Raw genomic sequence first — 12,421 nt, forward strand, 5'->3', positions numbered from 1 at the left:
CCGCCGCAGTGGCGCGGCGATATGTATTGGAACCGATCCGAAGGGACCGTTGGCTCCGGTCAGGCTTTGGTCCAGCCGTCGACCTGTGCCTGATGTGCGCTGATCCACTGGGCGGTCACTTCGGGCATGCTCTTGCCGCCATTGAGTTCGACCATCATGGCCTGAATGTCGTCCAGCGGCAGCTTGAAGTCGCGCAGGAACTGCACCACGCGGGGTGCGCTTTTTTCCAGCTTGGGGTTGATGATGGCGTCGATATGGCCGCTCACGCCGTAGATGTGCTTCGGGTCTTCCAGCGTCTTGAGCGGGAATTGCGCCCAGATGCCCAGCGGTTTCCAGGCGGTGACCACGATCCAGTCCTTGCGCTCCACCGCTCGCTTGAGCTGGGCCTGCATGGCCGCGGTCGAGCTGGTCAGCAGTTCCATGTCTTTGAGGTCGTAGGCCTTGATCGCCTTCTGGGTGTTGATCATGATGCCCGCCCCGGCCTCGATGCCCGTGATGCGGTTCTTGAACTTGGCGTGATGCGTTTCGAGTTCGGCGATGGTGTTGATGGGCACATACTTCGGCACGGCCAAGCCCAGCCAGGTGCCTTCGGTGATGGCGCCCAGATCGACCACGTCTTTTTTGTACTTGTCCCAATACACCTGATGGGTGGTGGGCAGCCAGGCGGTGAGCATGGCGTCGGCACGGCCTGAGGCCACAGCAGCCCACATCGGCCCGGCATCGGTCGAGGTCAGATGAGTGGGGTAGCCCAGCTTTTTCTGAATGATGCGCGCCGCGATGTGGGTGGTGATGTTGCTGCTCGGCCAAGAGGCGACATAGGTCATGCTGACCGGGGCCTTGTCGGCGGCGAAAGCGGGCATGCCGGTGACGGCCGTGGCGGCCGCCACGGCGCCGAGTGAGAGGAATTGACGTCGTTGCATTAGTGTTTCTCCTTGTTGAGACGACCCAGGGACTGGGTCAGGCGATCGAGAATGATCGCCAGAATCACCACGCACAGGCCGCCGACAAAACCTTTGCCGACGTCGAGTTGCGTGATGCCTTCGAGCACCACATTGCCCAGGCCACCCGCGCCGATCATCGCGGAGATGACCACCATCGAAAGGCCGAGCATGATGCTTTGATTGACCCCGGCCATGATGGACGGAAGAGCCGAGGGAATCTGGACCTTGGTGAGCAGTTGCCACCAGGTGGCGCCGAAAGACTGCGTGGCTTCGACCAGTTCGTGCGGAACCTGCCGGATGCCCAGCGTGGTCAGGCGGATGAGGGGCGGCAACGCGAAGATGGTGGTGGAGATTACCCCGGGCACCAGTCCCAGACCGAAGAAGATGACGGCAGGCACCAGGTATACGAAGGCCGGCATGGTCTGCATGATGTCGAGCACGGGCCGCAGCGTCTTTTCAAGCAGCCGGCTTTTGGCGCTCAGAATGCCGGTGGGCACGCCGATGAGGATGACCAGCACCTCGGCGGCCAGCACCAGCGCCAGGGTCTTGATCAGATCGTCCCAGTAGCCGAGGTTCCACACCAGACCCAGCCCCAGAACGCTGAAAATCGCCAGAGACCAGCCGCCAGGACGTTTCCATCCCATGGCAGCCAGAGCGAGTACGGCCACCAGCGCGATGAAGACCGGCACGGGTATCCAGGCCAGTCCGGTCTGCAGTCCGGAGATGAGAAAGTGGACGGCGTGGGTGATGGAGTCGAAGGCGGCCGCGTAACGGTCGGTCAGGTTGTTGACGCCGTTGCTGACCCAGTCGCCAATGGGAATCGGTTGTCCAAATGTCATCAAGAGTTCTCCTTGAAAGTGCCGCACAGGGCAAAGCTGCGCCTGTCGGCTCGGCAGTGGTCTGCCAACAGCCGCGCTGGGAAGAGGAGCCGAGGTCAGTGAGCCGGAATCACTGAGCCGAGATCAGGCTGCCGCCCGGCTCTCAGGCTGGCGGGCCAGCCATTGCTCGGCGATCTGCTCCACCGATTGGCCGTTGGAGAGTTGAAGCAGCATGCTGGCCAACTCGGCCTGCGGCAGGCGGAAGGTGCGCAACCAGTCGACGACCTGCGGCGCGCGGCGCTGCAGTTGCGGGTTGATCACCGTGTCCATATGGCCCACGCCGCCGAACACGCCCTCGGGATCGTCGAGGAAATGCAGTTTGAAATCAGCCCAGATCCACAGCGGCTGCCAGCCGGTGACGACGATCCAGTCCTGGCGGGCAATGGCGCGCTTGAGCTGGACGGTCATCGCCGCAGTCGAACTGCTGACAAGTTCCATCGGCGCGAGGTGGTAAGTCTTGATGGCCTTGTTGGCCATCATGTTGACGACCGAGCCGGATTCGACGCCGTAAATCTTGTCATGAAACTGTGCGTGATGCGACTGCAACTGCGCAATGGTCTTGACCGGCACATAGTCGGGCAGGGTCAGGCCAAGGCGGGTGCCTTGGTAGTAGGCGCCCAGATGCACCAGCTTGTTGCGCAGCTTGTGGTAGTACACCTCGCTGGTGCCGGGCAGCCAGACGGTGAGGGTGAGGTCGGTGCGCCCGCTGGCCACGGCCTCCCACATCGGCCCCGGTTCACTGGAAACCAGTTCGACCGGAATGCCAAAGCGCTTGCGCACATAGGCGGCGACCATATTGGAGGGGATATTGCTGCTCGGCCACGCCTTCACGTAGCCCAGGCGGATGGGTGAAGGGGCGGCCTGCGCCACGGCCCAGGGCAGCAGCAAACTGCCCGCGGCAAGCTGGGTAGCGCGGCGGCGTGACAGGTTGGGCAGCGGCGTGGCCGGAGTGTCAGGTTTGCGGGACATGGTCGATCTCCTGGGTGTCGAAAGCGGGTGCAACGGAATCGATGGCGGGTTGCGCCGTTGGCGCGGCGGTGTCTGCCGCAGGGGCGGCGGCATTCTCCGTGTTCTGATCGCCCTGGGCCAAGGCCGCGATCAGGCTGCTCTTGTCCACCACGCCGATCACGCGGTTGCGCGCATCGACAATGCACAGCGGAGAGCCTTCGGTGTTGACGCGCTGGATCAGATCGGCCAGTTTGGCATCGGGCGTCGCAGTGGGCAGCGGGCGAACCTGCGCCAGGCTGATGCGCTCGGCGTCGCGCTGGGCGGTGACATGGGCCAGTTCGATGAAGCCCTTGAGATTGCGCGCGCTGTCGATCACGATGAGCCCGCTGAATCCGCTGCGTTCCATTTTGCGCAACACGGTGCGCGCCGAATCGCGGATGTTCGCCGCCACGCGCAACGGCTGCATGATCTGCTCGGCGGTAAGCACCTTGGTGCGGTCGGCCCCTTCGACGAAGGCCGAAACGTAGTCGTCTGCCGGCGCAGACAGGATTTGCTGCGGCGTGCCGATCTGGATCAGGCGACCGTCCCGAAGGATGGCAATGCGCGTGCCGATCTTGATGGCTTCGTCCAGATCGTGCGACACGAACACAATCGTCTTGCCCAGGCGCTCCTGAATTTCGAGCAAATCATCCTGAAGCTGGCTGCGGATCAAGGGATCGAGCGCGCTGAACGCCTCGTCCATCAGCAAAATCTCCGGGTCGGCCGCCAGCGCGCGCGCCAGACCGACGCGCTGTTGCATGCCCCCGGACAACTCGGAGGCGTAGCGGTTCTCGTAGTTTTTCAGGCCGACGGTCTCGATGACCTGCATGGCGCGCTCCTGGCGCTGCGTCTTGGACATCCCCTGAATTTCGAGGCCGAATTCCACATTGCCCAGCACCGTGCGGTGCGGCAGCAAGGCGAAGCTTTGGAACACCATGCCGAACTTCTGGCGCCGCAGCGCGCGCAGGGCCTTAGCGTTCATCGCGGTGGCATCTTCGCCATCGACCAAAATTCTGCCGACCGTAGGGTCTTGTAGTCGGTTAATGAGCCGAAGCAGGGTGGATTTTCCGCTTCCAGATAAACCCATAATCACGAAAATTTCACCGGGATAGATATCCAGGCTGACATCGTGAACACCCACAACCACCCCAGTATCCGCCTGGACTTTGGATTTTCCATGACCATTTTTCAGAAGCTCGATGGCCTTATTGGAATGTTTGCCAAATATTTTGCTGACGGATTGAATGCTTATTTTCGGATGGGTTTGTGGATTATCTGTCATCGTTATAATTTTTTCCTATAAAAGATGCCATATTATATATTATTATTCAGAATTAATCAATAAATCATCATCCAAATAATGGGTCATGATCAGGACAATTTACTAAAATGCCAGCGATGCCAGGACGATGTGCCTAAACGATAAATTTACTCACTGTTCAGCGGCAAAAAACAAAAAAAGCCGCAAAGAATGCGGCTTTTCCAGGTATGGTTGAGATTCCCGGTGGGTTGATCTTGCGTCGGTTCTTGCCCTGCGCGCCGGGAGGGTCAATGCGAGCGGATCATGGTGCCGAAGGCCTGCTCGGTCAGCACTTCGAGCAGGATGGCGTGCGGAATGCGGCCATCGACGATGTGCACCGAGTTGACGCCGGATTTGGCGGCTTCCAGCGCGGACGAGATTTTGGGCAGCATGCCGCCGGAAATGGTGCCGTCGGCGAACATGTCGTCGATTTCATGCGCGGTGAGATCGGTAAGCAGCTCGCCCTTCTTGTTCATCACCCCGGGGATATTGGTGAGCAGCAGCAGCTTTTCGGCGCGCAGCACTTCGGCCAGCTTGCCTGCCACCACGTCGGCGTTGATATTGAACGAGGCGTTGTCCTCGCCGAAGCCGATGGGCGAGATGACCGGAATGAACTGATCGTCCTGCAGCGCCTTGACCACCGCGGGATCGATGGCGGCCACTTCGCCCACCTGGCCCACGTCGATCTCGGCTGTCGGATTCTCGCGGTCGCGCATGCGCAGTTTGCGCGCGCGAATCAAGCCGCCGTCTCGCCCGGTCAGTCCCACTGCCTTGCCGCCGGCGTGGTTGATCAGGCCGACGATGTCTTGCTGCACCTGGCCGGCCAGCACCCATTCCACCACTTCCATGGTTTCGTCGTCGGTCACTCGCATGCCTTGCACGAAAGTGCCTTTTTTGCCTACGCGGTTCAAAGCCTCGTCGATCTGCGGGCCGCCGCCATGCACCACCACCGGGTTCATGCCCACCAGCTTGAGCAGCACCACGTCCTCGGCAAAGTCTTGCTGCAGCGCCGGGTCGGTCATGGCGTTGCCGCCGTATTTGATGACCAGAGTTTTGCCGTGAAATTTGCGGATATAGGGCAGGGCCTGGGCGAGGATTTCGGCTTTTTCGCGGGGGGCGATATGCGACAGATCGGGGAAGTCGGTGGACGTGTCGGCGGTCATGGCGAACCTTGGTCGTGAAGGGGAGAGAGGCGGGGGCGATGTTGCGGTGCGCAATTCTAGGGATTCATCGCCGGGCATGTCGCGCTGAACTCACCCTACACTTCATGCCCCATGCGCAATCCGCTTCTCACCCTCTACCGCACACTCAGCCACCGCCCGCGTTTGAGCGCGGCCATTGCGCTGGGCGTGGTGCTGTGGTCGGTGCTCAGCGCCACTTTGCCGCACACCATTGCGTTGCTCTGGGCGTTTGATGCCAGTGCGCTGCTGTTTCTTGTCAGCACCGCCTGGATGATGGCGCACGCCACGACCGAAACGCTCAAGCGCCGCACCGAGCTGGAGGCCGAAGGACGCTGGACGGTGCTGCTGTTCAGCCTGGTGCTGTCGGGTGCGGTATTCGCTGCGCTGTCGGTGGAGCTGCATGCGGTGCGCGGTCACCCCGGCGCGCTGGCGCTGGCCGGAAGCAGCATCGTGCTGTCCTGGCTGTTTTTCTCGGTGATCTTCGCCCTGCAATACGCCCATAGCGACTACACCGCGCGCACGGCGGGCACGCCTGCGCTGATGTTCCCCAACAATCAGGTGCCCGATTATTGGGACTATCTCTATTTTTCCGTGGTGCTGAGCATGACCTTTCAGACCTCGGACGTGAACATCGCCGGGCGGCATGTGCGCCATCTGGTGTTGCTGCACAGCGTGGCGGCGTTCTTTTTCAATGTGGTGATTCTGGCGCTGACGGTCAATGCCCTGGCCGGCGCTTTCTAAATCGTGAAGGACTTTGACATGACGACCCTTGGCACCCCGCTTTCCCCTTCGGCCACCCGCGTGATGCTGCTCGGCGCGGGCGAACTGGGCAAGGAAGTGCTCATCGCGCTGCAGCGCCTGGGCGTGGAAACCATCGCGGTGGACCGCTACGACCACGCGCCTGGGCAGCAGGTGGCGCACCATGCCCGCACGATTCAAATGACCGATCCCGAGGCTTTGCGCGCCCTCATCCTGCAGGAAAAACCGCATCTGGTGGTGCCGGAAATCGAGGCCATCGCCACGCCGGTGCTCGAAGAGCTGGAGGCTGCCGGTGTGGTGACCGTCATTCCCACAGCCCGCGCTGCGCGGCTGACCATGAACCGCGAAGGCATCCGCCGACTGGCCGCCGAAGAGCTGGGTCTGGCCACCTCGCCCTATGCCTTCGCCGATTCGCTGGAGCAACTGCAGGCCGCGATCGATGGCGGCATCGGCTATCCCTGCGTGGTCAAGCCGGTGATGAGTTCCTCGGGCAAGGGGCAGAGCAAGCTCGACGGCCCTGCCGACGTGCGCCCCGCCTGGGAGGCGGCGATGTCGGGCGGGCGCGTGGCGCAGAGCCGCGTGATCGTCGAGGGCTTCATCGACTTCGATTATGAAATCACCCAGCTCACCGTGCGCAGCATGGGCGCCGACGGCGCCGTGCGCACCGACTTCTGCGAACCCATCGGCCATGTGCAAGTGGCCGGTGACTATGTGGAAAGCTGGCAGCCGCACCCCATGAACCCGGTAGCGCTGGAGCGCAGCCGCGACATGGCGCGGCGCATCACCGAGGCGCTGGGCGGGCGCGGCATTTTCGGCGTGGAATTGTTCGTCAAGGGCGAGCAAGTGTGGTTCAGCGAGGTCAGCCCGCGCCCGCACGACACTGGGCTGGTTACCCTCATCACCCAGTGGCAGAGCGAGTTCGAGCTGCACGCCCGGGCCATACTCGGCCTGCCGGTGGACCCGTCGCTCAAGACCGCGGGCGCCAGCGCGGTGATCTACGGGGCAGTCGAGGCGCGCGGCGTGCGCTTCGAAGGGGTGGAGGCGGCGCTGGCCATACCCGGAACAGATCTGCGGCTGTTCGGCAAACCCGAGAGTTTCGTCAAGCGCCGCATGGGCGTGGCGCTGACCCGCGCCGAATCGACCGACGCCGCGCGCGCCAACGCCAAACGCGCCGCGCAACAGGTGCGGGTGGTGGCGTCAAGCTGAGAGCGTTATAGCGGCAAGGTGGGGTGCATCGAGCTGTCGAAACCGCCGGAGCGCGAGTCGGCGTTTCGGTCGGCATCTCGGCCCGCTTGGCGCGACGTCGATTCCGCCGCCAAGGGCGGAATGTTCACCAGCACCAGATTCCAGAACTGGTGCCGCACCACGCGGCTATGCGCTTTGAGCTGCGCGGCCTGCGCTGGCTCGATCGGCGCCCTGGTCGCCAGCTGCTCTCGTAGCCGGGTGTGAAAGATGTGCAGCTCGCGAATCAGGCGCAGGAAAGCGGGCCGATCTTCATACATCGCCTGATGGGTCTGGCACCAAAGACCCAGCTCGCTTTGCAGCGCGGCGTTCGGCTTGAGAAACTGCTGACGCTCGCTTTCGCTCAAGGTGTCTTGCTGCGCGCGCAGCGCCACGGCGTTGTGCCACACCAGGGCCTGAATGGCATCGGCCGAGATGGCCGGCTGGTGGCGCAGCGAGGCCGTCCAGGGGATGAGTTGGGGCCAGTTGGCCAGCCAGACTTCGAAGTCGGACAGCGACAGCGGCGGCGAAATGGCGTAGCCCTGAAAGCGCCGACAGCCCATGGACGACAGCGCCAGCGCATGCTGCGCCGAGCTCACACCTTCGCCGATCACTTCCAGCCCCATCAGCTCGGCGATACGCAGCAGGCCGTAGGAAATGCTCAGCCCCGCGCCGCTGGTGAACAGGTCATGGGTGAAGCTGCGGTCGATCTTGACTGAGGTGATTTCGAGCTGCTGCAGGTGGATCAGGCTGGCGCTGCCGGTGCCGAAGTCGTCGAGGATGACCTGCACGCCCAGCTGGCGGCATTGCGCGACCATGAAGCGCGCCATCGCGCCGTCGAGCTCGGAGCCGTGCTCGGTCAGCTCCAGCGCCAGCAACCCGGGCGGGCACTGCGGGTGCTGGGTCAGCACGCTGCGCAGGTCGGAGAGAAATTGCGGATCGAGAAAATGCCGCGGGCTGATGTTGACGCTGATCTGCAGCGCGCGCCCCGCACCGAACCAGGCGTCGGCCTGGCGCATGGCCGCGGCCAGCACGAAACGGCCTACCGCCACGGCCAGGGTGTCGTCGTCGAGCACGGCCTCGAAAGTCGCTGCGCGGTGCAGTCCCGCTGCGTCGCGCAGCCGCAGCAGGGCTTCGGCGCCGTCGATCTGCACCTGCGGTTCCGCCCCTTTGGCGGCCGATGCCGCCTGCAGCGACAGAATGGGCTGATACTGCAGCTCCAGCCGGTTGTCGCGCAATGCAGACTGCACCCATTGCAGCTTGCGGTGGCGCTCCTGCATGGCGTCTTCCATCTGCTGGTCGAAGATGCGGTATTGCTGTCGGCCGTTTTTCTTCGCCGCGTACATGGCCATGTCGGCCCGCCGCACCAGGGTTTCGGCGTCGACGGGCGCATCGGGCTGCTGTACCACCAGACCGAGCGACAGCCCGATCTGCAGGCTGTTGCCCTGAATGATGAACGGCGCTTCGATGCAGTTCACCAGCCGTTTGGCGATGTAGCTGAGCTGCTGCTCGGTGCTGTAGCCGGGCAGCAGCACCACGAACTCATCGCCGCCGAAACGGGCCAGCAGATCGCCCTCGCGCAGCACACCGCGCAGCCGTTGCCCCACGGCGACCAGCAACTGATCGCCAATGATGTGGCCCAGCCGGTCATTGACGGATTTGAAGCGGTCGAGATCCATCAGCCCGATGGTCAGCGTCTGGGCCGGGTGGCGCTGCATCAGCTCGTTGAGGTGATCGAGAAAGATGCGGCGATTGGCCAGCCCGGTCAGCTCGTCGCGCAGGGCGAAACGGCGCAGCGCCTTGAACGCCTTGGTCAGCCGCAGGTTGTCCTTGATGAGCGCGCGGCTGAAGCCTTCGACGGTCATCATGAGCGTGGCGCCGAAGGCGAGCACGGTCAGCACGGCAGCCCATGCCAGTGCGCGCTGCTGCCCGTCCGCCGTGGGCAACTGAATTCGGCCAGGGCTGAGCCCTATCGCCACCGCGCTGAGCGCCGCAAGCAGCAGCAGGCTGGCGGCAATCTGAAGCCGACGCACATGCAGCGCGGCGATTGGAATCAGCGCAAACAGCGGCAGCAGGAACAGCGCCCCCACTGCCGGCAACAAGGCGAAGAACAGGAACTGCAGCCCGGCGTTGAGCAGCAGGAACAGCGTGACCGGAAAATCCTCTGCGCTGTTTCGTCCCCGGGGGAAGTAGAGCATCCAGTTGAGCAGAAGCAGATTGACCGTCACCCCGAGCAGGCCGTAGGCGACGGCAGCCAGCCAGGGCAGCAGCCCCGCTGCGGCATAGGCGAGCAGCAGCCCCGCGTAGAGCACATAACCTGCGAGAGTGCGGTTCAGCAGGGCGGTGGACGGTGTGGGGCGGTTGTCTGGGTTTTGATCAGGGGCGCGCTGCGTCATGTTCAGTCTGGGCCGCGGCACGCTGCAGGCGGGCACCCCACGAGTGGCGGAGGCCGGACATGCTGCGCACGAGCGAAAGCGTCTTGTTGTGTTGGAGTGTTCATGCGGCGCAGAGGCAATGCAAGCGGCAAGGCTTGCAGCGCCCGCTCATTTCACCAAAAAATACTCACAGAACGAGTTTGAGTGCTGGCGGGGTGGAGGGCGCTTCGATGGACTCGGCCGGAGCCGACTCGAACACGCTGTTGAATTCGGTTGAGTTGACTTCCTCTTGGTCAGATTCGACGGGCTTGTCGACGCCCAGCAGAATCAGATTCCAGAACTGGTGCCGAATGATGCGGCTTTGCTCGCCCAGGCTCTTGATCCTGGCCGACTCCGGGCTCAGCGGGGCCTCGGCCAGTTCTTCGCGCAGCCGGTTGTGAAACACATGATGTTCGCGCATCAGTCGCAGAAATCCGGGCCGGTTGCTGTAACGCGCGCCATTTTCGTGGCACCAGACACCCAGGGCGCAGGCGTTCTGGGCATCTGGCTCGATGAGCTGCTTGCGTTCTTCTGAGCTGATGGTGCCGCGCTCGGCGTGCAGCGCCGTATTGTTGTGCTGCACCAGGGCGTGGATCGCATCGGGCGAGATCTGCGCCTGCTTGGGCAGCAAGGCCGCCCAAGGCAGTTGCGAGCGCCAGGTGGTGAGCCAGGCATCCATGGCTTCGGCGGTCATCGGCCGGGCGATGGCATAACCCTGAAAACGACGGCACGACATGGAGGCCAGCGCCAGCGCGTGTTGCGGCGTGCTCACGCCCTCGGCCACCACGGCCAGGCCCATCAGCGCGGCAGTGCGCAGCAGCCCGTAAGTGATACTCAGCCCGGCGCCGCTGGTGAACAGGTCGCGGGTGAAGCTGCGGTCGATCTTGACCGACGAGACCTCGAGTTGTTGCAGATGGGTGAGGCTGGCGCTGCCGGTGCCAAAGTCGTCGAGCGCGACCCGCACGCCCAGGTGGCGACAGCGGCTGACGACAAAGCTGGCCATGCGGCTGTCGAGCTCGGAGCCATGCTCGGTGACTTCGAGCACGAGCCGTTCCGGCGGACATTGCGGATGGCGTTCCAGCGCGGTACGCAGGTCGGAGAGAAACTGCGGATCGAGAAAATGGCGCGGACTGATGTTGACGTTGACCTGAATCTCCCGGCCCTGCAGATGCCAGCGCTGCGCCTGATCGAGCGCGGCAGACAGTACGAAACGCCCGACCGGCACACCGATTTGCTCGTCATCCAGCACCGACTCGAAGGCGCCCGCCGTGTGCACGCCGTCGGCGTCGCGCAGGCGCAGCAGCGCTTCGGCGCTGTGGACGCCAACCACGCCCGCAGCCGTGCCGCCATCGAACGACAGAATGGGCTGGTAGTGCAGTTCCAGCCGGTTGTGATGCAGCGCGTCGAGCACCCAGTTGAGCTTGCGATCATGCTCCTGCAGGGCGTCTTCCATATGCTGGTCGAAAAAGCGGTACTGCTGACGGCCGCCTTCCTTGGAGGCGTACATCGCCAGATCGGCGCGGCGCATCAAGGTGAGCGCATCCACCGGCTTCGCTTGCTGCTGAATGACGATGCCCAGCGACAGCCCGATCTGCAGGGCGTGGCTCTGCACCGTGAACTCCTGCTCCATGCTTTTGACCAATCGGTCGGCCACTGCGCGCAGCTGGTCGAGCGAGGTGTACCCGGTGAACATCACCACGAACTCGTCTCCGCCCAGCCGCGCCAGCACATCGGTTTGGCGCAGCACGCTACGCAGACGCTGGCCCACGGCCACCAGCAGTTGATCTCCCACCGAATGGCCCAGACGGTCGTTGACGATCTTGAAGCGGTCGAGATCGATCATGCCCACGGCCAGAGCCTGATGCGGATGCTTGACCAGCGTGGCGCTCAGTTTCTGCATGAACGCCCGGCGGTTGGCCAAGCCGGTGAGATCATCGCGATGGGCGATGGTGCGATAGGTCTTGTACTCGTCGCGGATCTGCTCGTTGTGCTGCATCAGCTTGCGGCTGAAGCGCTCTTTGAATAACTGCGTGGCGATGCTGAAAGCCAGCGCTTCGGTGAACGCAATCCACAGCAGCGTCTGCTGCGTCCAGCCGTTGGTGGGAATGCTCCAGCGGCCCGCGCTCAACAAGAGAGCGATCAGGGTCATCGCCGCGATCAGGCCGTACATGAACACGATCTGGCGACGGCGAAAGCGCAGCACTTCGATGGGCACGATGCCAATCAGGATCAGCATGGCGATGAAAGCAATCTGCGGTTGCCAGATTGCAAAGCCCAGCTGCACGCCCACGTTGAGCAGCAGAAAGACGTAGGTGGGGTAGGTTTTGGTGCGAACCGCTTCGTCGCTCAGGCCCTGTATCCAGAAATACAGCCCGATGTTGACCAGCGCCCCGGTCAGAAAGTAGGCCCAGGCCACAAAAGTGGGCAGCAGCCCGATCAGCCCGTAGCCCAGAATCGTGAGGGCGCCCGCAACGTATCCGGCTAGATTCAGCGCCAGCAGGGCCCGCTGCGGACGCCGCGATTTGTTGGAAGGGTGGGATTGATCCATCGGTGCGAAAACGGATTGCAAGGGCTGCAGTCGGGGACGAGTCGCCCGGGGTGTCGGGGTCTCGTGTTGGAGGTCAACGGAACTGCCGTAGTTTAGGGATTGACCTTGAAAGACACTGTAAATTAACAACGATCATCGGACGGAAACGTACTTTTTCCACACAACTCTTTACGTTTTCGCCGCAAGCGTGGC

The 12,421-nt window shown here is 63.1% G+C and carries 9 protein-coding genes; 2 read left to right on the plus strand and 7 right to left on the minus strand.

Annotation, left to right across the window (positions count from 1 at the left end; translation table 11 throughout):
• Positions 1 to 59: 59 nt before the first annotated feature.
• The 5 genes from THI_RS03055 to argB form a co-directional block, all read right to left on the minus strand.
• Positions 60 to 920 carry a glycine betaine ABC transporter substrate-binding protein gene (locus tag THI_RS03055; RefSeq protein ID WP_013104760.1) on the minus strand — a complete coding sequence of 287 codons (861 nt, stop codon included), beginning with the start codon at positions 918 to 920 and terminating at the stop codon, positions 60 to 62.
• Positions 920 to 1,780: an ABC transporter permease gene (locus THI_RS03060; protein ID WP_013104761.1), complete on the minus strand. Its 861-nt coding sequence runs from the start codon at positions 1,778 to 1,780 to the stop codon at positions 920 to 922. The genes THI_RS03055 and THI_RS03060 overlap by 1 nt, the downstream gene beginning before the upstream one ends.
• A gap of 123 nt (positions 1,781 to 1,903) precedes the next feature.
• Entirely contained in the window at positions 1,904 to 2,788 is an 885-nt protein-coding gene (locus tag THI_RS03065; RefSeq protein WP_013104762.1) for a glycine betaine ABC transporter substrate-binding protein, read from the minus strand.
• Entirely contained in the window at positions 2,772 to 4,088 is a 1,317-nt protein-coding gene (locus THI_RS03070) for a quaternary amine ABC transporter ATP-binding protein (protein WP_013104763.1), read from the minus strand. Before THI_RS03070 ends, THI_RS03065 begins: the two co-directional genes overlap by 17 nt.
• A gap of 266 nt (positions 4,089 to 4,354) precedes the next feature.
• Positions 4,355 to 5,269: an acetylglutamate kinase gene (gene argB / locus THI_RS03075; protein WP_013104764.1), complete on the minus strand. Its 915-nt coding sequence runs from the start codon at positions 5,267 to 5,269 to the stop codon at positions 4,355 to 4,357.
• Positions 5,270 to 5,380: 111 nt separating this feature from the next.
• Here argB and THI_RS03080 point away from each other — a divergent pair, with 111 nt between their 5' ends.
• Both THI_RS03080 and purT read left to right on the plus strand, forming a co-directional pair.
• On the plus strand, positions 5,381 to 6,028 hold the full coding sequence (locus THI_RS03080; RefSeq protein ID WP_013104765.1) for a DUF1345 domain-containing protein: 648 nt from the start codon (positions 5,381 to 5,383) through the stop codon (positions 6,026 to 6,028).
• Between the two features lie 18 nt (positions 6,029 to 6,046).
• Positions 6,047 to 7,252, plus strand: coding sequence for a formate-dependent phosphoribosylglycinamide formyltransferase (gene purT / locus THI_RS03085; protein ID WP_013104766.1), 1,206 nt, complete (start codon positions 6,047 to 6,049; stop codon positions 7,250 to 7,252).
• A 5-nt stretch (positions 7,253 to 7,257) separates the two neighbouring features.
• Here the strand turns inward: purT and THI_RS03090 are convergent, their stop codons facing one another.
• Positions 7,258 to 9,663 (minus strand): putative bifunctional diguanylate cyclase/phosphodiesterase, encoded by a 2,406-nt coding sequence (locus THI_RS03090; protein WP_013104767.1) that lies wholly within the window; start codon positions 9,661 to 9,663, stop codon positions 7,258 to 7,260.
• A 166-nt stretch (positions 9,664 to 9,829) separates the two neighbouring features.
• A complete protein-coding gene (locus THI_RS03095) occupies positions 9,830 to 12,229 on the minus strand; it encodes a putative bifunctional diguanylate cyclase/phosphodiesterase (protein WP_013104768.1) in 2,400 nt (799 codons plus the stop codon).
• Positions 12,230 to 12,421 lie beyond the last annotated feature (192 nt).

It is taken from the genome of Thiomonas arsenitoxydans (genome assembly GCF_000253115.1).
In the GTDB taxonomy this organism is placed as follows: Bacteria; Pseudomonadota; Gammaproteobacteria; order Burkholderiales; family Burkholderiaceae_C; genus Thiomonas; species Thiomonas arsenitoxydans.